Consider the following 19588-nt stretch of genomic DNA (forward strand, 5'->3'; position numbering starts at 1 on the left):
ACGTGGCAAAAAAGCTGGCGATCACGCTGAAGAAAAGCCCCTTTGGGCGCCCAGAGAATCAGCGCAAGACCGCAGCTGCGCTGGGATTGCGCAAGCTGCAGCAGACGGTGGTCCGCGAGGACACCCCGGTCATCCGTGGCATGATTAACCGCATCAGCCATCTGGTCGATGTGGTCGAGCAAGACGCGTAAATCGCGAAGGAGGTGTACGTAGATGCAGTTGCACGAGTTGAAGGCGCAGCCGGGGGCACGGCGCAGCAAGAAACGCGTGGGCCGTGGGACGAGTTCCGGTCATGGTAAGACGTCTACACGTGGTCATAAGGGTCAATGGGCCCGTTCCGGCGGTGGCGTTCGCATCGGCTTTGAAGGTGGGCAGACGCCGTTGTTCCGCCGCCTTCCGAAGCGCGGATTTAACAATAGCCGCTTTGCCAAGGTATATGCGACGGTGAACGTGGAGGCCTTGAATGACTTCCCGGCAGATACGGTGGTAACACCCGAATTGTTGCTCGAGCAGCGTTTGATCCGCGAGTCTTTGGACGGTTTGAAGGTTCTTGGCACCGGTGAGTTGCAGGTGAAGTTGACGGTGAAGGCGCACGCGTTTTCGGCTGCGGCGAAGGAGAAGATTGAAGCCGCAGGCGGAACCGTCGAGGTGATTTGACGTGTTGCAGGCCATTGCGAATCTGTGGCGCCTCAAGCACCTTCGCAATCGGATTTTGTTTACGCTGATGGTTCTTGCCGTTTATCGGATTGGCACCTACATTCCGGTACCCGGTATGAATGTCAGTGCCTTGAATGCTGGACAGGGCAATAATGCATTGTTCAGTTTGTTAAACATGTTTTCCGGGGGCGCTTTTTATCGCTTCTCGATTTTCGCGATGAGTGTGACGCCGTACATTACGGCGTCGATCATCGTCCAATTGCTGCAGTCCGGCGTCATTCCTCGTTTCGAGGAGTGGCAAAAGGAAGGTGAGTCGGGCCGTCAACGGTTGACACAAGTGACGCGGTATCTCACCGTCGGCTTGGGCTGCTTACAGGCGATTGGGTTTACCTACATGTTTGCTCGTTCTGGCCTGCTTCTGCCAAGTGCGAACAATGTTTGGTCGTATATCGTGATCGTTGTGACGTTGACCGCCGGTGATACGTTACTGATGTGGTTCGGTGAAATGATCACCGAAAAGGGCGTAGGCAACGGCATCTCACTTCTGATTTTCGTCGGTATTCTGTCGCGCTTCTCGACCCTCGGGCAGGAGGTATACTCGAGCTGGTTCATGGGGCAGTCGAATCACCTGTTTCTTGCGATCCTGAAGACGGTGCTCCTGATTGCAGGTATCGTGGTGATCTTTGGGCTCATCGTGTTGGTACAGCAGGCTGAGCGGAAGGTACCGATCCAGTATGCGAAGCGAGTTGTTGGACGGACGGTGTATAGCGGCCAGCAGTCCTACATTCCCATCAAGGTGATTGCAGCCGGCGTGATTCCCGTAATCTTCGCTGTTTCGCTGCTCATTTTGCCATATACGATAGCCTCGTATTTTCAATCGCATCATTGGGCGGCTTTCATCCTTCGCTACCTCAGTCCGCAGACTGCCTGGTACATGGCTCTGGAAGTCCTCTTAATCATCGTGTTTTCGTTCTTCTACACGCATGTGCAAATCAATCCGCAGCAATTGGCCGAGCAATTGCAGAAGCATGCGGGGTTCATTCCGGGTGTGCGTCCGGGGCGCGATACGGAGATGTATATCGTCAAGGTCATCAATCGAATCACTGTTTTTGGTTCGGTGTTTTTGGGCGTAATCTCCATCCTGCCTTTCTTGCTGCTGGGGGCCATCAACTTGACCGATTACAACATCCAGGGAACGTCGCTGATTATCTTGGTCGGCGTAGCGTTGCAGACGATGCAGCAGATGGAAGGGCAATTGTTGCAGCGCCAGTATCGAGGCTTTTTGCGGGAATCGTGAGAAGAACGCTGTCCAGGGCGGTGGTTGGCGTTGAATCGCTCATTCCAAGGAGGAGATGTTTGTGCAGGTCATTTTAGTGGGTCTCCCGGGCGCAGGTAAGGGCACGCAGGCAGAACGGATTCAGTCAGAGTATGGCATTCCGCATATTTCGACTGGTGATATGTTCCGCAAAACCGTGGCCTCGGGTAGTCCGTTGGGCTTGGAGCTAAAGGCATATCTGGATTCTGGGCGGCTCGTGCCAGATGAGACGACGATCGCGGTCGTGCGTGAACGTCTGCAAGAACCGGATGCTGCGGATGGTTTTTTGCTCGACGGATTTCCACGTACGCTCGAACAGGCTCGTGCCTTGGACGCGATGTTGCGCGAACTGAATCGCCCATTGGACGTCGTGCTCTACATTCACGTGGATTCTGGCGTATTGAAGGAACGTTTGACCGGGCGCCGCATATGCAAGTCGTGTGGTGCGACGTACCATACGGTCTTTCAACCGCCGAAGGTTGCTGGTGTCTGCGACAAGTGTGGCGGTGAGCTGTATCAACGTGCAGACGACACAGAAGAAGCGGTGGCGACGAGACTGGAACAATTCAAGCAAACCGCACCGCTCATCGAGTATTACGATCAGCGGGGTTTGTTGCGGCAGATCGACGGCGAGCAGCCGATTGACAAGGTGCACGCCGACGTTGTCGCAGCGTTGGCTCCATTCAAGAGGTGAGGGTTCAAGCGATGAGCGTACCTCGGGAATTGCCGCCTCTTGGTTCTCTCGTCGAAGTGATGCAGGGGCGCGACGCCGGACTCGTGGCGGTGGTTATCGGACACTTGGAGGATCGTTTTATTCTCGTCGCGGACGGAAGTGTTCGCCGTGCCGATAGACCGAAGAAGAAGAATGTCCTCCACGTACGGCGATTGTCGCACATCGCCAGCGAAGTCGAAGAAAAACTTCGCATCGATGGCAAAGTGACGAATGCGTTGTTGCGTCACACGGTCAGAATGTTTCTGGAAGAACGTCTGGCAGCAGCGAACCAACGTGATCAAGGAGGGGCGTTCCATGGCGAAGGATGATGTAATCGAAGTCGAGGGCACGGTGATTGAGCCGTTGCCAAACGCGATGTTCCGCGTTGAATTGGAGAATGGGCATAAAGTGCTGGCCCACGTGTCCGGGAAGATCCGGATGCACTATATCAAGATCTTGCCTGGGGATCGCGTAACGGTCGAACTTTCTCCTTACGATCTGACGCGTGGTAGGATTACCTACCGCTACAAGTAATCGTAGACTGGCATTCGACGCTGATATGCGGTATGATACCCCAAGTGAAGGAGGGTTTCAGATGAAGGTGCGTCCTTCTGTCAAGCCCATGTGCGAGAAGTGCAAAGTGATTCGTCGTAAAGGCAATGTCATGGTGATTTGCGAGAATCCGAAGCACAAACAACGCCAAGGCTGAGGCGTTGGTTTGTCGCACGGTGCTTTTTGATAGATGTGCTGTTAGAACATATCGCGTTTCCTAGGTGTTATCACGAAGGCAGCGCGGCTGTTTCCTTGTGTACACGTCCGGAGGTGCGCCTGTCGCCCGTCTGTCGATGGTGCAGAGGGACTGTCTTCGTGTTTCCATAAAGTCTGCCTTTGGCTTGTCCAAAGACAATGTATCTGTAGTTCAAACGTGGAGGTGGAGTCTTTACATGGCACGTATTGCCGGTGTCGATTTGCCGCGCGACAAGCGCGTCGAAGTCGGATTGACCTATATTTTTGGCATCGGCCGGACGACCGCCAATCAGATTTTGGCGACGACCGGTATTGATCCGAACCGTCGAGTGAAGGACCTTACGGAAGAAGAAGTCGTGCGGTTGCGCGATGAAATTGAACGTTCGCACAAGGTTGAGGGCGATCTCCGCCGTGAAATCGCGCTGAACATCAAGCGCCTGACCGAAATTGGCTGCTATCGTGGCATTCGTCATCGTCGTGGTTTGCCGGTTCGCGGGCAGCGCACGAAGACCAATGCTCGTACACGCAAGGGTCCGCGCCGTACCGTCGCAGGTAAGAAGAAGTAATCTTTCAGGGGGTGTAATTGTTGGCGAAAGTGAAGCAACGTCGTGGGGCGGGCTCCACAGCGCGTCCGCGTCGTCGTGATCGAAAAAATGTGGAGGCTGGCGTCGCGCATATCCGTTCGACGTTCAACAATACGATTGTCAGCATCACGGATCCCAGCGGTGCTGTGATTTCTTGGTCGTCAGCTGGCAATGTCGGTTTTAAGGGCTCGCGTAAGAGCACACCGTATGCCGCGCAAATGGCTGCGGAAGCCGCTGCGCGCACGGCGATGGAACATGGTATGAAAACGGTGGAGGTCATGGTCAAGGGGCCCGGTGCTGGGCGTGAGGCTGCGATTCGCGCACTGCAAGCAGCGGGCTTGGAAGTTGCGGGTATCCGCGATGTCACACCGATTCCGCACAACGGTTGCCGCCCGCCAAAGCGCCGCCGTGTCTAATCGGCGAGTGTAGGACTCCCGGGGCCTGTGTACCGTTCGGGCACAGTTAAACTCTTACGGTGTGCTTTGTCACGCCGTTTTATGTGATACGGGTATACAAGAAATTGGAGGTGTCAATCCTAGAATGGCAAGATATACAGGGCCAGTGTGCCGTCTGTGCCGCCGCGAGGGTATTAAGTTGTACCTGAAAGGTGAGCGCTGCTTCAGTGAAAAGTGTGCCATCGATAAGCGGCCGTACGCACCTGGACAACATGGACAAGGTCGCAAGCGCAACTCGGAGTATGGCAGCCAGCTGCGCGAGAAGCAAAAGGCTCGCCGTTACTACGGAGTATTGGAAAGCCAGTTTGAGCGTTACTACGAAGAGGCTGCACGCCGTCGTGGGGTTACCGGTGAGACGTTGTTGTCCTTGTTGGAAAGCCGTCTGGACAACGTCGTCTATCGGCTGGGCTTCGCGGCTTCGCGCGCTGAAGCTCGTCAGATCGTACGCCATGGTCATATCGAAGTGAACGGGCGTCGCGTCGATATTCCGTCGTTCCTCGCGCGCGAAGGTGACGTGATCGCTATTCGCGAAAAGAGCCGCGACAACGGCCGCATCAAGGAACTGGTGGAGAGCATCGGCAACCGCACCATCCCGGCATGGCTGCAACTCGACGTTGAGAAGTTGAGCGGTAAGGTTTTGCGCAAGCCGGAGCGCGAAGAGATCGACACGCCGGTCGCCGAGCAGATGATCGTCGAGTACTATTCGCGGTAACCCTTAGCGCAGGCTGACCAGCTTCCGGTCAGCTCCGAGCGTCGACTAGTACCACTCCCAAGGAGGATTAGGAATGATTGAAATAGAGAAGCCGCGAATCGAGATTGTGGAACAAACCGAAGACTACGGCAAGTTCGTATGCGAACCGCTGGAGCGCGGCTACGGCACGACGTTCGGCAATTCACTGCGGCGCATCCTGTTGTCCTCCATCCCGGGGGCTGCGGTGCGATCCGTCAAGATTGAGGGCGTCCTTCACGAGTTCGCGACGATTCCTGGTGTGGTCGAGGATGTCACGGAAATCATTCTCAATCTCAAACGGCTCTCGCTGAAAATTCATTCCGACGAAGAGAAGATCCTTGTCATCGACGCCGATCGCCCTGGGGTTATCACTGCTGCGGACATTCGAGCCGATTCGGATGTGGACATCATGAATCCGGATTTGCATATCGCGACCTTGACGGAGGGGGCGCGCGTGTACATGGAATTGCGTGCCGGCCGTGGTCGTGGATACGTGCCAGCGCATCGCAACAAGCCGGAAGAACAGGAAATTGGACTGATTCCAATCGACTCGCTGTACTCGCCAATCTCACGCGTCAACTTCTCTGTCGAGAATACGCGCGTGGGTCAGGTCACCGACTACGACAAGCTGACGCTTGAAGTGTGGACGGATGGCAGCGTCGCGCCCGACGAGGCGGTGAGCGTCGGTGCGAAAATCCTGACGGATCACTTGATGCTTTTCGTCGGACTGACGGATCGTGGTAAGGACACTGACATGATGGTTGAGAAAGAGAGCGCCCAGAACGATCGCGTCCTTGATATGCCAATTGAGGAACTCGACCTGTCGGTGCGTTCTTACAACTGCCTGAAGCGGGCTGGTATCAACACGGTTGCTGAACTGTGTGCCAAGTCCGAAGAAGAGATGATGAAAGTGAGAAATCTCGGGCGTAAATCGCTCGAGGAAGTCATTGAGAAGCTCGAGGGCTTAGGTTTGAGTCTGCGTCAAGAAGACTGACTGCGCTCGCGATCGATGACGGATGACGATTGAAGGAGGGATAACGGAATGGCTTACCGCAAGTTAAATCGTACATCGTCGAGCCGGAAGGCTCTGTTCCGCAGCTTGGTGACGGATCTCGTGCTGTACGAGCGGATTCAGACGACGGAAGCGAAGGCCAAGGAGCTTCGGTCCATCGCGGAGAAGATGATCACGCTCGCGAAGCGTGGAGATCTTCACGCGCGTCGTTTGGTTGCGCAGTATGTGCGTCGCGAATCGTTGGGGCTGAACGGAGAAGGCCCGGACGCTATCCAGAAACTGTTCAGCGATATCGCACAGCGTTACCAGGATCGGAACGGTGGGTACACGCGTATCGTCAAGATCGGGCCTCGCCGCGGCGATGCTGCGCCGATGGTCGTCATCGAACTCGTTTGATGACCGATAGCATTCGTGATAGCCGTGGGAACCGGATTCGCCTCGTCATCGCATATGATGGCGCCGGTTTTCACGGCTTTGCCCGTCAGGATGGTCTTCGAACGGTGCAAGGAACGCTTGAGGAAACGTTGACACGAATGCTTGGCACGCCCATTGAGGTGTATGGGTCTGGGCGCACGGATAAGGGCGTACATGCGCGGGCGCAAGTCGTTCATTTTGATGTACCGTACGGGCCTCCCGCAGAGCGGATGGTGCATGTGTTGCGGAGGCGCTTGCCGGCGGATGTGATGCCACTGTGGGCAGATCAGGTGGACAATGACTTTCACGCTCGATTTTCCGTCGTCCGTAAAACGTATCGCTACACGTTGTATCGAGGTGCGATGCCCAATTTGTTTTTGTATCGTTTCAGTTGGCATGTTCCCGGGGAATTGTCGCTTTCGGCTATGCGAGAGGCGGCGGCGCACTTGGTGGGGCGCCACGATTTCTCGTCGTTTTGTGCAAGTTCAGCTTCACAGGAAGACAAGGTGCGGACCATCTACCGGATCGACCTTGCTGGGGCAGACGACCAATTGGCGATTGAAGTCGAAGGAAACGGTTTTTTGCAGTACATGGTTCGGATCATCGTGGGCACGCTCGTGAAGGTGGGCGAGGGACGCGAGGTTGCGGATCGGATACCGGCGATCCTCGCGGCGAAGGATCGCAGCCAAGCGGGGGAGACGGCACCTCCACACGGCTTGTGTCTTTGGAACGTAGAATATCCGCCAGAGTATGGCGGAAAAGTTGTTGATCCAAGAGCAGATTTGTAATAAAATTGTGCAGGTATATTTGACCCACTGACTCCCCCGTTACGCCAGTTGGTCAAATTGAGGATCCGGAGGGAATCTGAATGCGTACGACGTACATGGCAAAGCCTGGCGCGGTTGAGCGCAAGTGGTATGTCATTGACGCCGCTGGTTGGCGCGTGGGCCGTTTGGCTACACATATCGCGTCCATTCTGCGCGGCAAGCATAAACCTGAATTTACACCGCACGTTGATACGGGAGATTTCGTAGTCGTCATCAACGCGGACAAGGTCGAGTTTACCGGTAAGAAGTTGCAAGACAAGAAGTACTATCGCCACTCTGGCTATCCAGGTGGGTTGAAAGTGACAACAGCTCAGGACATGCTACAGAAATACCCAGAGCGCGTGTTGTATTACGCTGTTCGCGGTATGCTGCCGCACAACTCCCTTGGCCGCGCTCAGTTGAAGAAGCTGAAGGTCTATGCGGGTCCAGAGCATCCGCATGCAGCTCAGCAACCGATTCCACTCGTACCCGGTACGAAGGAATAAAGGAGGGACAGAACCTTGGCACGTTTGCAATACATGGCAACTGGACGCCGTAAGACGTCTGTCGCTCGCGTACGTCTTCTCCCGGGCGACGGCAATATCGTGGTAAACAAGCGTTCGATGGATGAGTATTTTGGTCTCGAGACGCTCAAGTTGATTGTCAAGCAGCCGCTGTTGTTGACGGAGACGCTCAGTCAGTATGATGTTTACGCCAACGTTTACGGTGGCGGTATCTCGGGACAGGCTGGCGCCATTCGTCACGGCATCGCGCGCGCGTTGTTGAAGGTAGATCCGGAGTTGCGTCCAACCTTGAAGAAGGCGGGGCTGTTGACGCGCGACGCACGCATGAAGGAACGTAAGAAATATGGCCTGAAGGCCGCTCGTCGGGCGCCGCAGTTCTCTAAGCGCTAATTGCATGGTATTGGGCTATGAGCTGTCTGCATGAAATACGTGCAGGCAGCTTTTTTCGTTCCCTTATCGTTCATGGTTTTGAGTTTGTCTGCACAAACTGAGCAAAGCGACCATGTCTGACGAAGGGAGTACAAGGATGTTCAATAAACAAAGACATCTGCCAGTGCTGATTGGCGCGATGGCGTGCATGATCTCCGCGTCTGCGGTAGTGCCGATGACGCAGGCGAGTGCATGGTTTCACAAACATGCGCATACTGTCAACAGTGAAACGGCTCCCTCAGGTATTGCCGGGAAGATCATCGTGGTGGATGCTGGGCATGGGGGTAAAGACTCGGGCGCCCGTGGGGTGGATGGGCTGCAGGAAAAGGACATCACCTTGGCGGTCGCACAACGTTTGATTGCGTACCTGCACGAGGCGGGCGCGATCGTGGTACCCACGCGGACTACCGATGTCGATCTCGCCACGGATGAGGACCGCGCAAATCGAAGGCGCCATCTGGGCGACTTGCGAGGGCGCATGAACGTGGTACGAAAACAGAAGATCGACGCGTTTGTCTCGATCCACTGCAATGCTGCACCAGCGGCGGACTGGCACGGTGCGCAAGTGCTTTATTTTGCGACCAACGATCACGCGAAGACGCTCGCGAGTCTCATGCAAGACGAATTCCGTGAGGAATTGTTACCGACCAAACGGGAGATCGAATCGAACCGCTCTTTATATCTATTGAAGCGGATCGGCGGCCCAACGGTGCTGGCGGAAATTGGTTTCCTCACAAACCCGCAGGAGGCCATGGCGATGCGCACGCGTTCGTACCAGGATAAAGTAGCATTTGCGATGTATCAGGCATTGGTTCGGTATTTTAGCGATCCATCCGTAGGCAAGACGCCTCAGGAGTCGTAGAGGGTCAAAGGGGGCGGGGATGTGGCGCGTCGGCGTAGAGCAAAGCCCTGGTTGCGCTGGCTAATCCTCATCGCGTTGTTCTGGACCGCGATCCGCCTGATGGGTCCGCTTGCCGCCGATGTGGTGGAACGCCCCCATTCAGCCCAACGAACTCTTCTGAGCGAGGACGCCGTATCCGCGCTCCAATTATCCGCGACTGGCTGGACGTGGAACGGGAGGCCGGTATACCGCGTCGAAAATCTCTCCAATCATGTACTCTCGCATGTCACCATTACGAGCTGGCAGGGTGATCTCCTGCCCATACTTGCCATTTCTGGAGATTCACCGAGGACCGTGCCGAAATACCCTTTGACCAATCCTCCGTATAAGCTTCCTCCTGGATATTCCGCTTGGTTTGTCGGTGAGGACGAGGGAAGACCGCGATATGTCGTCTCTTGGCTTGCGATCGGTGGTAAGGAGGCTTACGAAGTGGTAAGCGCACGTTTGGTTTCACCCGCGTGATGATGTACACTGATGGTGTTGAATTCGGTAGTGCGCAAGCATAGTGGGAGGTTGTCGCACGAGTGGTTACGCGTGAGCAAGTGATCGAGGCGCTCCGGGATGTGCAGGATCCCGAGGTTCATAGAAGCATTGTCGAGTTGGATATGGTACAGGCTGTCGAGATCGACGGCGGTCGGGTGAGTGTTGAAATATTGTTAACCATTCGCGGCTGCCCGCTAAGTCATGTCATCGAGGACGAAGTGAAAAAGCGGCTTTTGACGCTCACGGGGGTCGAACAGGTCGACGTTCGCATCAGCCACATGACAGATGCACAACGTGCGGCGTTTGCAGCCAAGGTTCGTAGCGTTGGTCAAGCCGCTGGCACAGCTACCGGGCAGGCGTCGTTACCGCCACTTTTGCAAGGGGGGGGCACGCAGTTTCTCGCGATCGCGTCCGGCAAGGGCGGTGTCGGCAAGTCGACGGTGACCGCGAATCTCGCTGTCGCTTTGGCGCGGCGCGGCGTGCGGGTAGCACTCATCGACGCGGACATTTACGGCTTTAGTATCCCTGCCATCTTTGGCATCCAGGATCAGAAGCCAGCCACGATTGAGGATTTGATCATGCCGGTGCAGGTTGAGGGTGTAAAGGTGATTTCGATGCAATTCTTTGTCCCCAAAGACACGCCCGTCGTATGGCGCGGTCCAATGCTCGGGAAGACACTGCGCAGCTTTTTTGGCCAGGTCCACTGGGGGGACGTGGACCTCGTCCTGCTCGATTTGCCGCCAGGAACAGGCGATGTCGCACTCGACATTCATACGCTCTTACCTAACAGCAAGCAGTTGATTGTAACGACCCCGCAGGCTGCCGCTGCAGAGGTCGCGGTGCGGGCCGGGCTAATGGGTGTGCGTACCAACCATGAGGTCATAGGTGTCGTTGAGAATATGGCTTATTACGTCTGTGATTCGTGCGGAGATCCGGCGTACATCTTTGGACGGGGCGGCGGTGAACGCGTTGCGTCGCAACTGAACACAACGCTGCTAGGCGAGATCCCGATTGCCAATCTCGACGTCCAAAAAACAGGTGTTTTTGAGTCGGACTCGTTGCAAGGACAAGTCTTCGACAAGCTTGCAGGCCGCGTCGCGGAAGCGATGGGCATCAAGCAAACGCAGCAGGCTCGATCGTAAGCTGGGAGGAATGCCAGCAACACAAACGGCCGTCACGAGGGCATGTTTGCTCTCGAAAACGGCCGTTTGTCACATTCTCAACTTCCAGACGATTCGCCCTCACTGCTTTTCTCCGATCCGGATTTATTCTGTTCACTACCGCCTCCGCCTCCAGCCGTCGCTTGTCCGGCTTGCATAGCCTTTTGCACTGCTTGCTGTACGGTCTCCTGAAACTGTACCTGAAACGTCGGCGACGTCATCGTTTGCAGGATGACCTTTTGCAAATCGGATCGAAATTGCGGTCCTTGCATCATCGTCTGCAGGTTTTTAGTAAAATCATCCGATTGCAACAGCACCAGCATGTCTTGTTGGAAGCTCGGATCTTTCATCAAGTTCTGTACCGTGGATTTCAATTCCGGTTGAGCGGCTTTTGCAAGCGCCGCCGCAAATGTAGGATCTTTAGCAGCTTCCGTCAAAAACGTTTGGCTCTGCTGAGACTGAATGAACTGGGTCAGTGCTTGCTTGACATCGTCTGGTGAAGCGATCAACTGGTTTTTGAACTCGGGATTTTTCAATGTATCGAGAAGCGCTTGTTGGCCTTCTTTGGAGTTCAGAATATCGACGACCATCTGTTTGGTTTGACTATAGTTGCCGCCGCCATCAGCTGCACCACTGACGTCGGCGCCCGCATTGGTGATACCGCATCCAGTTGCAATCAGGGCGCACAGCCCGATTCCGGCCAAGCGCACAGCTTTTCCGCTCACGGCAGCCCCTCCCCGCGACAGGTTTGTACAGTCAGTATGTGACGTGCATCGCCGGGCTATCCATGAATTCTGTCTGATCAGCGGACGTTCGACGAGACCTTTGCCCCAGCCAACAATTCTGAAACGGTGACGAACTGGTAACCCTGGCTGCGCAGTTGCGCGATGATTTGCGGAAGTGCCTCGACAATCTGCTTGGACGAGTCACTTGCATGCATCAAAATAATATCTCCAGGGACAGCGCGCTTGGTCACGCGATTGACGATGTTCTGCACGCCTGGGTTTTTCCAGTCAAGCGAGTCGGTGTTCCACTGAATCACCGTATATCCCATGTTGTTGAGGCAACGCAAAACGCGTGGATTGAAATCGCCGTTTGGCGTGCGAATCAGCTTGGTCTTAACGCCAGTCACTTGGTAGATCGACTTTTCGGATAACGCGACTTGCTCGCGAATCCAGCTGTCGGGGTAATTGGAGAAGTCCTTATGCAAGTTGCCGTGGTTTCCAATCTCGTATCCCATGTCCTTGATTTTCTTCGCAATGTCGGGGTGATGGAGTGTCCAAGGGCCGCTCAGAAAGAATGTCGCTTTCTTGACATTCTGCTTTTTGAGAACGTCCAGGACAGGATCCGGTACCTTGTTACCCCATGAGATATCAAAGGTTAAAGCGACAACCTTCTCTTTTGTATCCACTTTGTAGATGGCCTTCGGTTGATTCGGCTGTGTTGCCGCAGAAACCTGGGTGCCGACACCGCAGCCACACACGATAAGGCACGCCGCCACGGCGCTCATCAGCCAGCGTCGAATGGATTTCATCTGCAGTTCAACCTCCTTTAATTCTGTGGAAAGTGTTTGCACACATCGCAATGGGTATACTGCGTTGCTCCTACAGGACGGGGCGGGCAGCAACTGGCATAGGATGACCTCTGCTGAAGGGATTGATGTGCGCATGAAGGAGCGTATTTTCTGGGCGACTCTTGTGACCACTTCGAGCTTAAGCCCATAGCTTACATCAGTACACGATGCTGGGGGGGTTACCAATGCTCATGCTTGCGCTCGGAGATTCCATTACATATGGATACGGCGCCACGACGCCCGAGCACAGTTTCGCGAAACTCCTGCAGAAACAGTTTGCACGAAACGTGCGTGCGACCTTGCACGTGCAGGCGAAGCCTGGATGGACATCGCGTCAGTTGAACCGTTCCCTGCGTGAGTTGCCGGCGTGCATCTTCGATGAGGCCGAGATCGTCACGTTGATGATTGGCGGAAATGATTTGTTAAAGTCGGCTCCGTTCTTGTTGACCGGCAACGCGGACCGAATCGCCCAGGTCTGTGAGCGATCGCGCGAGGAAATCGAGGAAATCGTCGAGTGTGCGAACCGCTCGTACAATACCTTCGCGCTCGCCACGTTGTATAATCCGTTTCCCAACTTCGCGCTGGCGGAACAGATCACAAATCAGTACAACGACATGTTGCGCACGGTCGCTGCGCGCAACGGATTGGTATTGGTGGAATCGCAAAAGTCATTCCGCGGCCGCGAGTCCGATTATGTGGAGAACTATCGAAATGGGCTATTCCGCGACATTCGCCTCTTCCGCAATCCAATTCATCCAACGGATGCCGGTCACCACGCGCTGTATCAGGCGTTTTATCGAGCATTGCAACGCGCTCGGGCACGAGCGCGGGCGAAGGCACAGCGACGGCGCCTGAACCGGCAAACACGGCGCGCTTGACTCAAATCGGGAATGGACTTGACTCGCTCCTGCTTGTAGGAAACAATGGGTAGGAGAATCCCCGATCGTTGGGTGGATGGTTATGGACGCATGGCTCTCGGCAATCCGCGGTTTCGGGTTTAAAGACGTGATTGACATCGTCTTTGTCGCCTTTATGATCTACTATCTCCTGTTGCTGATCCGCGGTACGCGAGCGGTGCAACTGCTCAAAGGCGTGATCATCGTCATGGTTGTGACGATGGTGAGCAGTCTTCTCAATCTCTCCGCATCCAATTGGCTGCTGAATAAAATCATCGAGATCGGCCTGTTTGCGATCCCGGTCGTCTTTCAGCCTGAGCTTCGCCGCGCGCTCGAACAACTCGGGCGCGGCGGTCTGTGGAACCTCAATTTGTTGCAGCAGGATAATGACCACATGGTGCAGACCGTGAATGAGATTGTCAAAGCGGCGCAAGTTCTGGCCAAGACGAGGACGGGTGCGCTCATGGTCATCGAGCGGCAGACCGGTTTGAACGAATATATTGAGACGGGTACGACGCTTGAGGCGCGTCTCAGTTCTGAACTTCTCATCAATCTGTTTATTCCAAACACGCCTTTGCACGATGGAGCAGTGATTGTTCGCGGCATGCAGATTGTGGCGGCGGGGTGCTTTTTGCCGTTGACGGAAAACCGTTCGCTGGACAAGCAGCTTGGTACACGCCATCGCGCTGGCATTGGTATCACCGAGCAATCGGATGGTGTGGCCGTGATTGTCTCGGAGGAAACGGGAGGCGTTTCGGTGGGTGTCGACGGCGTCCTACACAGTCACTTGGATGAAGGCGCCTTGAAGGAGTTGTTGACAGAGCTGCTCGTGCCGCGGCGGAACAGTGCGCTTTCGTTTTGGAGCAGAAAGGCGGAGTCGCGATGATGGACCGGTTTTTGCGAAATACCACCGCACTTCGCATCCTTGCACTTGTACTCGCATGCATTTTATGGCTGGCGGTGCATGCGCCGCAAGGTGGATCGAACCAAGATAAGGGTGGTGTCACGCAGACCTATCCGCTTTCGATCCACATTGAAACAAGCAACAATATGGTTGTTACTTCACCGCAGCCCACTGCGACGGTACGGGTGACGACCAGTTTACTCCGGGTGCCTTCACTTCCTGCGGATATGCTGAGAGCACAATTGGTAGCCAATGCCCAAGGACTCGGACCGGGCACGGAAACTTTGCACGTAGCCGCTATCGACATGCCTAACGGCATTCGCTCGTACAGCATTTCCCCAGCGACTGTGACCGTCGTCCTGGAACAGAAGCAAACCGTGCAGCGATCGGTATCATTGCAGATCATCGGCACGCCCCAATCAGGCTATACGCTTGGCCGATTCGATCCGGGTACGATCACGGCGGATATCAGCGGCGCTGCATCAGCGGTGCAATCCGTTGCACATCTTGTCGGCACGATCGACGTCAGTGGTCTGAGTCAAACGACGACGAAAGTGGTTCAGCTGGAACCCGTGGATGCGTCTGGGCGCGTGGTACAGTCGGTCAGTGTGGACCCTGTTTCCATTTCGGTGACTGTGCCCATTGCCGCGTCGACCCAAGCGGTTGATCTCACTCCTGTTGTCACCGGGACGCCTGCGCCAGGCTATGCGGTGGCTGGAGTGACGCTCGCGACGACACAGGTGACAGAAGTGGGGCTGTCGTCCGCTCAGCTTCCGAAAGGCGGGTTAAGCGTGCCAGTCGATGTCAACAATCTATCGCACACTGCGACCGTATCTGTACCCATTCCGCTGATGCAAGGTATGACCAGTGTCTCTCCGAGTTCGGTGACCGCCGTCGTGCAAGTGGAGCCGTCCATCACGCTGCCGTTGCAGAACCTCCCCATTCGAGTGCAAGGTGGCAATCAGGCGTCGTTGACTGGACCAACCACCGTCGATGCGGTGCTCAGCGGCCCGGAGAGCGTCTTACACGCGATCGCGCAAAATCCCACACAGGTCTATGCCTATGTCGACGTGAGCAAGGCGAAGTCTGGAACCGTGTCGCTGCCGATACAAATGCATGTGCCGGGATATGTCGAAGTCGTGAGCTTGTCGGCTCGCTCGGTAGAGGTTGCCATACAGTGAGTCTTTGCAGGCCAACCGTTCTATGGCACAATGTTGAGGTCATGAGAGAGGAGCGTATGGTCGTTGGGACGTTTGTTTGGCACAGATGGCGTCCGTGGCGTTGCGAATAGCGAGTTGACACCAGAGCTCGCGTTTCGCCTTGGCCGCGCGGGCGCATATGTTTTGACCAGCCGCCGGCCTGGAGCGCGGATCGTCGTTGGCAAGGACACTCGCATTTCCGGCGATATGCTTGAAACAGCCTTGGTCAGCGGTATTCTATCCATGGGTGTTGATGCACTGCGCCTTGGTGTGATCAGTACGCCCGGCGTGGCCTACTTGACCAAACATCTGCGTGCGGATGCCGGTGTCATGATTTCAGCTTCGCACAACCCGGTGGCCGACAACGGTATCAAATTTTTCGGGGGCGACGGCTTCAAGTTGCTCGATGAGACGGAGGATCGGATCGAGCAGTTGTTGGAGGATGGTGCCCGGGATTTGCCGCGGCCAACGGGCGACAAGATTGGCCGCATGTACGATGAACCAGCCGTGGAAACCTATATTCGCTTTTTGCTAAGCACGGTTCAGGTGCGCTTCGATGGTTTGCACATCGTTCTCGACTGCGCGAACGGAGCAGCTTCGGCCATCGCGCCAGAAGTGTTTCGCAGGTTAGGCGCCACCGTGACCGTGATTCATGCGACGCCTGATGGTGTTAACATCAACGTGGGCTGCGGATCGACGCATCCGCATATTGTCCAGCGGGCCGTTCTCGCGCACGGCGCAGATGTCGGGCTGTCATTTGATGGAGATGCAGACAGACTGATTGCAGTCGATGCGAGTGGCGAAGTGATCGATGGCGATTTTATTATGGCTATCTGCGCACGTGCGATGAAGGCAAAGGGCCTTCTTCAAGGGAACAAGCTGGTCGCAACTGTGATGAGCAATCTAGGCTTCGTCAAGGCGATGGAAGGCGAAGGTATTGAAGTGCTCCGCACGGCAGTTGGCGATCGCTATGTCATGGAACGCATGCGCGAAGACAACGCGGTGCTTGGTGGCGAACAGAGCGGCCATATTATTTTTCTCAATCACACGACGACCGGCGACGGCATTTTGACGGCCGTGCAATTGGTGCAGGTCATGGTCGAATCGCAACAGCCACTCTCGCAGTTGCGTCAGGTGATGAAACGCTACCCACAGTTGTTGGAGAACGTTCAAGTTCGTGACAAGCGCGCTTGGCGCGAGAACGAAGCGATTCAGAGGGCCTTGCGGGCGGCAGAAGAGGCGCTGGGCGAGAGCGGGCGCGTCTTGGTGCGCGAGTCTGGAACGGAACAGTTGGTGCGCGTTATGGTGGAAGGGCCGGATGATAAACTGCTGCGCAAAGTCTGCGGCGAGATCGTCAAAGTCGTCCAAGCAGAGCTTGGCGTTTGAATTTGTCCGTGGGGGCTGGGCAGCGGCCCTCCGCATCCCTTTACCCTGAAAGGGGGAATGTGGAGACGGCAAGTAGCACATTGGAGTTAGGCGAGTAAAGTGTTGTATGCACCTGTGAATCTTGCACGCAGGAGCATGCTGAATCAGCGCCTGGACTGTGTCCGCGCGTGCGCGGGGGCAGTTGACGCGGAGGAGGTTGGCGAACCATTCGGCGGGTGCCTCCCGGCGTTTTCCGATCACGCCGCAAGCGAAGCCTGAAAACCATCGGGTGACCGATGCGACAAGGGCGGGCAGATCGGCTAAGGAGGATATGACTATTCATGTGTGGGATTGTCGGCTATATCGGCCCGAGGAACGTGAAAGATGTCGTCGTCGGGGGGTTGGCGAAACTCGAGTATCGCGGTTATGATTCTGCGGGCGTTGCAGCCATTGACAACGGCAATATCAAGGTCGTGAAGTCTGTCGGGCGGCTTGCGAATCTGGAAGCGAAGCTCGCCAACAGCCCTGTCGTTGGCCAGGCGGCAATTGGGCACACGCGTTGGGCGACGCACGGCAAACCTTCGGACGAAAATGCACATCCGCACCAGGACTGCAGTGGCAGGTTCGCGATTGTGCACAATGGCATCGTTGAAAACTACCTGTCTTTACGGGAAGAATTGCTAGCAGCTGGTCACGAATTTCGCTCTGAGACGGATACGGAAGTCGTGGCACACCTGATTGAAGAAATGTATAACGGCGATCTTTTTCAGACGATGATCGCTGTCGGCAAACGTATTCGCGGTGCGTATGCACTCGTCGTGATCGCGAAAGACCACCCTGATGAGATTGTCGCGATCCGCAAGGCAAGCCCGATGATCATTGGCCTTGGCAGCAACGAGAACTTTGTCGCCTCCGATATCCCAGCGATTCTCGAATACACGCGCGACATTTACGTAATGGAAGACGGAGAAATGGCTATCCTTCGGCGCGAAGGCGTCGAGTGCTTTACGTTGGACGGTGAACCTGTCAGCAAAGAGGTGTATCGCGTCACGTGGGACGCGGTAAGCGCCGAGCGCGGAGGCTATCCGCACTTTATGCTGAAAGAGATTCATGAACAGCCGAAGGCGGTGCGCGACACGTTGCGTGGCCGAGTGGCGGAGGATCTGAGTCGGGTGACGTTGTCGGAACTGGGACTCGACGAGGAGCAAATACGCAACATGGATCGCATTCACATTGTCGCGTGCGGGACATCGTGGCACGCGGGCCTCGTCGGCAAAGTTGCGATCGAACAGTTTGCCCGCATTCCGGTTGACGTCGAGATCGCATCGGAGTATCGGTATGCAAATCCAATCGCGACGGAGAACACACTCATCATTGCGATCACACAGTCGGGTGAGACGGCCGACACGCTTGCGGCGATGCGTGAAATGAAGAAGCGTGGCTTGCCTGTGCTGGCCATCACGAACGTCGTCGGCAGTTCGGCGGCGCGCGAAGCGGATAGCGTGATCGTCACATGGGCTGGGCCGGAAATCGCGGTTGCATCGACCAAGGCATACACGACGCAGCTTGCCGCTTTGTACCTGCTCGCGGTGCATTTTGGCCAGGTACGCGGCGAGTTGGGGGATGCAGCGGCGCGCGAAATGATCACGGCTTTGGATAACCTGCCGCAGATCGTGGAAGCAGTGCTCGACACAGCGCCGCAAATTGAGTCGTTTGCGCAGCGTTATGCGCATGCGCACGACACATTCTTCATTGGCCGGGGCATCGATTATGCGGTATCGCTTGAAGGTGCGCTCAAGCTGAAGGAAATCTCCTATATTCACGCCGAGGCCTACGCAGCTGGCGAACTCAAGCACGGCACACTGGCGTTGATTACGGATGGCGTGCCCGTCGTCGCGATCGCGATGCAGCCTGATTTATATGAGAAGACGGTGAGCAACATCGTTGAGGTGAAAGCGCGTGGGGCGTTCGTGCTGGCGCTCACTTGGGTAGGCAACGAGGACTTGGAGAAAGCGGTTGATGAAGTCATTTATCTGCCGAAGACGCTACCTGCGCTTGCGCCGATGGCAGCTGTGATTCCACTCCAGTTACTCGCCTACTATTCGGCAGTGGCTCGCGGAAATGACGTCGACAAGCCACGTAATTTGGCTAAGAGTGTGACGGTCGAGTAAGGCCGAGGACTGCTTGGAGTTATGTTATCTTCGCAAAATGAGGTTCTTCCCTCCGCAAAATAAGTTCTTCCCTGAGTAAAATAAGTTGTTCCGTAGAGCACGGGTGGATTCGGGTCAAAAGCCTGGATTCGCCCGTGTTTTTTAATGCCTGAGAGCGATTGGCGGGGGAAAAAGACAGGGTAAAGTTCGGAAGGGGTTAGACGCGAAAAAGCCCGACAAATCAAGGATTTATCGACCATGCCCGATCAAAAATGGGTCAAGTCCGAATTTGTGTGTAAATTGCCCCTACATGTAGAATGTGCTGAGTTTCGACGTGCCGCCTTTGACGGCTTTGCCTCGGCAAATCAAATATGTCCCGTCGTCGCTCCATCAAGAGGCGCTTCGCCGGTCGATGATAAGGAACGAAGGGGCAAAGCCTTCACCTGCGGTGTTCACCTCACCACAGCTCCTCCCGTAATCCCCGTAGCGTGTGCACCTTTGCAGTTTGTGCGAATGATGCTTGCTGTTCTCTCCATGCCCAATACGCCTCCATATCGAGATATCTGCGCCCG

The 19588-nt window shown here is 55.6% G+C and carries 25 protein-coding genes; 23 read left to right on the forward strand and 2 right to left on the reverse strand.

Annotated elements, in window-relative coordinates:
* Positions 1-2: 2 nt before the first annotated feature.
* The 18 genes from rpmD to C7445_RS12050 all read left to right on the forward strand — a co-directional run bounded on the left by rpmD (position 3) and on the right by C7445_RS12050 (position 10911).
* A complete protein-coding gene (gene rpmD / locus C7445_RS11965) occupies positions 3-191 on the forward strand; it encodes a 50S ribosomal protein L30 (RefSeq protein ID WP_134160615.1) in 189 nt (62 codons plus the stop codon).
* Positions 192-213: 22 nt separating this feature from the next.
* The gene (gene rplO / locus C7445_RS11970) at positions 214-657 is read left to right on the forward strand and encodes a 50S ribosomal protein L15 (protein ID WP_134160617.1); all 444 of its coding nucleotides are present in this window, start codon (positions 214-216) and stop codon (positions 655-657) included.
* Position 658: 1 nt separating this feature from the next.
* Positions 659-1954 (forward strand): preprotein translocase subunit SecY, encoded by a 1296-nt coding sequence (gene secY / locus C7445_RS11975; protein WP_134160619.1) that lies wholly within the window; start codon positions 659-661, stop codon positions 1952-1954.
* 61 nt (positions 1955-2015) lie between these two features.
* On the forward strand, positions 2016-2666 hold the full coding sequence (locus C7445_RS11980; RefSeq protein ID WP_134160621.1) for an adenylate kinase: 651 nt from the start codon (positions 2016-2018) through the stop codon (positions 2664-2666).
* An 11-nt stretch (positions 2667-2677) separates the two neighbouring features.
* Positions 2678-3013: a KOW domain-containing RNA-binding protein gene (locus C7445_RS11985; RefSeq protein ID WP_134160623.1), complete on the forward strand. Its 336-nt coding sequence runs from the start codon at positions 2678-2680 to the stop codon at positions 3011-3013.
* A complete protein-coding gene (gene infA / locus C7445_RS11990) occupies positions 3000-3218 on the forward strand; it encodes a translation initiation factor IF-1 (RefSeq protein WP_006445797.1) in 219 nt (72 codons plus the stop codon). The genes C7445_RS11985 and infA overlap by 14 nt, the downstream gene beginning before the upstream one ends.
* 61 nt (positions 3219-3279) lie before the next feature.
* Positions 3280-3393: a 50S ribosomal protein L36 gene (rpmJ, locus tag C7445_RS11995; RefSeq protein WP_008339738.1), complete on the forward strand. Its 114-nt coding sequence runs from the start codon at positions 3280-3282 to the stop codon at positions 3391-3393.
* A 235-nt stretch (positions 3394-3628) separates the two neighbouring features.
* A complete protein-coding gene (gene rpsM, locus C7445_RS12000) occupies positions 3629-3997 on the forward strand; it encodes a 30S ribosomal protein S13 (protein WP_134160625.1) in 369 nt (122 codons plus the stop codon).
* Between the two features lie 17 nt (positions 3998-4014).
* Positions 4015-4431, forward strand: coding sequence for a 30S ribosomal protein S11 (rpsK, locus tag C7445_RS12005; RefSeq protein ID WP_006445799.1), 417 nt, complete (start codon positions 4015-4017; stop codon positions 4429-4431).
* 124 nt (positions 4432-4555) lie between these two features.
* Positions 4556-5182: a 30S ribosomal protein S4 gene (gene rpsD, locus C7445_RS12010; protein ID WP_134160627.1), complete on the forward strand. Its 627-nt coding sequence runs from the start codon at positions 4556-4558 to the stop codon at positions 5180-5182.
* A gap of 73 nt (positions 5183-5255) precedes the next feature.
* Positions 5256-6194 (forward strand): DNA-directed RNA polymerase subunit alpha, encoded by a 939-nt coding sequence (locus tag C7445_RS12015; RefSeq protein WP_134160629.1) that lies wholly within the window; start codon positions 5256-5258, stop codon positions 6192-6194.
* 48 nt (positions 6195-6242) lie between these two features.
* Positions 6243-6608 carry a 50S ribosomal protein L17 gene (rplQ, locus tag C7445_RS12020; protein WP_134160631.1) on the forward strand — a complete coding sequence of 122 codons (366 nt, stop codon included), beginning with the start codon at positions 6243-6245 and terminating at the stop codon, positions 6606-6608.
* Positions 6608-7414: a tRNA pseudouridine(38-40) synthase TruA gene (truA, locus tag C7445_RS12025; RefSeq protein WP_134160632.1), complete on the forward strand. Its 807-nt coding sequence runs from the start codon at positions 6608-6610 to the stop codon at positions 7412-7414. Before rplQ ends, truA begins: the two co-directional genes overlap by 1 nt.
* A gap of 80 nt (positions 7415-7494) precedes the next feature.
* Positions 7495-7938 (forward strand): 50S ribosomal protein L13, encoded by a 444-nt coding sequence (gene rplM, locus C7445_RS12030; protein WP_134160634.1) that lies wholly within the window; start codon positions 7495-7497, stop codon positions 7936-7938.
* A 15-nt stretch (positions 7939-7953) separates the two neighbouring features.
* The gene (rpsI, locus tag C7445_RS12035) at positions 7954-8346 is read left to right on the forward strand and encodes a 30S ribosomal protein S9 (RefSeq protein ID WP_040288554.1); all 393 of its coding nucleotides are present in this window, start codon (positions 7954-7956) and stop codon (positions 8344-8346) included.
* A 136-nt stretch (positions 8347-8482) separates the two neighbouring features.
* The gene (locus C7445_RS12040) at positions 8483-9247 is read left to right on the forward strand and encodes an N-acetylmuramoyl-L-alanine amidase (protein ID WP_134160636.1); all 765 of its coding nucleotides are present in this window, start codon (positions 8483-8485) and stop codon (positions 9245-9247) included.
* Positions 9248-9268: 21 nt separating this feature from the next.
* The gene (locus C7445_RS12045) at positions 9269-9748 is read left to right on the forward strand and encodes a hypothetical protein (RefSeq protein WP_243835165.1); all 480 of its coding nucleotides are present in this window, start codon (positions 9269-9271) and stop codon (positions 9746-9748) included.
* Positions 9749-9810: 62 nt separating this feature from the next.
* Complete coding sequence (locus C7445_RS12050) at positions 9811-10911, forward strand: Mrp/NBP35 family ATP-binding protein (protein WP_134160638.1); 1101 nt, start codon at positions 9811-9813, stop codon at positions 10909-10911.
* A gap of 77 nt (positions 10912-10988) precedes the next feature.
* On the opposite strand, the gene gerD is transcribed toward C7445_RS12050, so the two are convergent.
* Both gerD and pdaB read right to left on the reverse strand, forming a co-directional pair.
* Positions 10989-11654 carry a spore germination lipoprotein GerD gene (gene gerD, locus C7445_RS12055; RefSeq protein ID WP_134160640.1) on the reverse strand — a complete coding sequence of 222 codons (666 nt, stop codon included), beginning with the start codon at positions 11652-11654 and terminating at the stop codon, positions 10989-10991.
* Positions 11655-11731: 77 nt separating this feature from the next.
* Positions 11732-12463, reverse strand: a complete 732-nt coding sequence (gene pdaB, locus C7445_RS12060; protein ID WP_134160642.1) for a polysaccharide deacetylase family sporulation protein PdaB — start codon at positions 12461-12463, stop codon at positions 11732-11734.
* A gap of 224 nt (positions 12464-12687) precedes the next feature.
* On the opposite strand from pdaB, the gene C7445_RS12065 reads away from it, so the two are divergent.
* The 5 genes from C7445_RS12065 to glmS all read left to right on the forward strand — a co-directional run bounded on the left by C7445_RS12065 (position 12688) and on the right by glmS (position 19037).
* Positions 12688-13380, forward strand: a complete 693-nt coding sequence (locus C7445_RS12065; RefSeq protein ID WP_134160644.1) for an SGNH/GDSL hydrolase family protein — start codon at positions 12688-12690, stop codon at positions 13378-13380.
* Positions 13381-13462: 82 nt separating this feature from the next.
* On the forward strand, positions 13463-14284 hold the full coding sequence (gene cdaA, locus C7445_RS12070; protein WP_134160645.1) for a diadenylate cyclase CdaA: 822 nt from the start codon (positions 13463-13465) through the stop codon (positions 14282-14284).
* Positions 14281-15483: a CdaR family protein gene (locus C7445_RS12075; protein WP_134160647.1), complete on the forward strand. Its 1203-nt coding sequence runs from the start codon at positions 14281-14283 to the stop codon at positions 15481-15483. Before cdaA ends, C7445_RS12075 begins: the two co-directional genes overlap by 4 nt.
* Positions 15484-15546: 63 nt before the next feature.
* Entirely contained in the window at positions 15547-16887 is a 1341-nt protein-coding gene (gene glmM / locus C7445_RS12080) for a phosphoglucosamine mutase (RefSeq protein ID WP_134160649.1), read from the forward strand.
* A 320-nt stretch (positions 16888-17207) separates the two neighbouring features.
* On the forward strand, positions 17208-19037 hold the full coding sequence (gene glmS / locus C7445_RS12085) for a glutamine--fructose-6-phosphate transaminase (isomerizing) (protein ID WP_134160651.1): 1830 nt from the start codon (positions 17208-17210) through the stop codon (positions 19035-19037).
* Positions 19038-19588: the final 551 nt, after the last annotated feature.

The sequence above is a fragment of the Alicyclobacillus sacchari genome, from assembly GCF_004366795.1.
GTDB classification, from domain to species: Bacteria; Bacillota; Bacilli; order Alicyclobacillales; family Alicyclobacillaceae; genus Alicyclobacillus; species Alicyclobacillus sacchari.

What these genes read in the sequence shown, in the direction of transcription:
- rplO (WP_134160617.1), top strand. Translation starts at nt 214, where the DNA reads ATGCAGTTGCACGAGTTGAAGGCGCAGCCGGGGGCACGGCGCAGCAAG.
- C7445_RS11985 (WP_134160623.1), top strand. Translation starts at nt 2,678, where the DNA reads ATGAGCGTACCTCGGGAATTGCCGCCTCTTGGTTCTCTCGTCGAAGTG.
- infA (WP_006445797.1), top strand. Translation starts at nt 3,000, where the DNA reads ATGGCGAAGGATGATGTAATCGAAGTCGAGGGCACGGTGATTGAGCCG.
- rpmJ (WP_008339738.1), top strand. Translation starts at nt 3,280, where the DNA reads ATGAAGGTGCGTCCTTCTGTCAAGCCCATGTGCGAGAAGTGCAAAGTG.
- rpsM (WP_134160625.1), top strand. Translation starts at nt 3,629, where the DNA reads ATGGCACGTATTGCCGGTGTCGATTTGCCGCGCGACAAGCGCGTCGAA.
- rpsD (WP_134160627.1), top strand. Translation starts at nt 4,556, where the DNA reads ATGGCAAGATATACAGGGCCAGTGTGCCGTCTGTGCCGCCGCGAGGGT.
- C7445_RS12015 (WP_134160629.1), top strand. Translation starts at nt 5,256, where the DNA reads ATGATTGAAATAGAGAAGCCGCGAATCGAGATTGTGGAACAAACCGAA.
- rplQ (WP_134160631.1), top strand. Translation starts at nt 6,243, where the DNA reads ATGGCTTACCGCAAGTTAAATCGTACATCGTCGAGCCGGAAGGCTCTG.
- truA (WP_134160632.1), top strand. Translation starts at nt 6,608, where the DNA reads ATGACCGATAGCATTCGTGATAGCCGTGGGAACCGGATTCGCCTCGTC.
- rplM (WP_134160634.1), top strand. Translation starts at nt 7,495, where the DNA reads ATGCGTACGACGTACATGGCAAAGCCTGGCGCGGTTGAGCGCAAGTGG.
- C7445_RS12040 (WP_134160636.1), top strand. Translation starts at nt 8,483, where the DNA reads ATGTTCAATAAACAAAGACATCTGCCAGTGCTGATTGGCGCGATGGCG.
- pdaB (WP_134160642.1), bottom strand. Translation starts at nt 12,463, where the DNA reads ATGAAATCCATTCGACGCTGGCTGATGAGCGCCGTGGCGGCGTGCCTT.
- C7445_RS12065 (WP_134160644.1), top strand. Translation starts at nt 12,688, where the DNA reads ATGCTCATGCTTGCGCTCGGAGATTCCATTACATATGGATACGGCGCC.
- cdaA (WP_134160645.1), top strand. Translation starts at nt 13,463, where the DNA reads ATGGACGCATGGCTCTCGGCAATCCGCGGTTTCGGGTTTAAAGACGTG.
- C7445_RS12075 (WP_134160647.1), top strand. Translation starts at nt 14,281, where the DNA reads ATGATGGACCGGTTTTTGCGAAATACCACCGCACTTCGCATCCTTGCA.
- glmS (WP_134160651.1), top strand. Translation starts at nt 17,208, where the DNA reads ATGTGTGGGATTGTCGGCTATATCGGCCCGAGGAACGTGAAAGATGTC.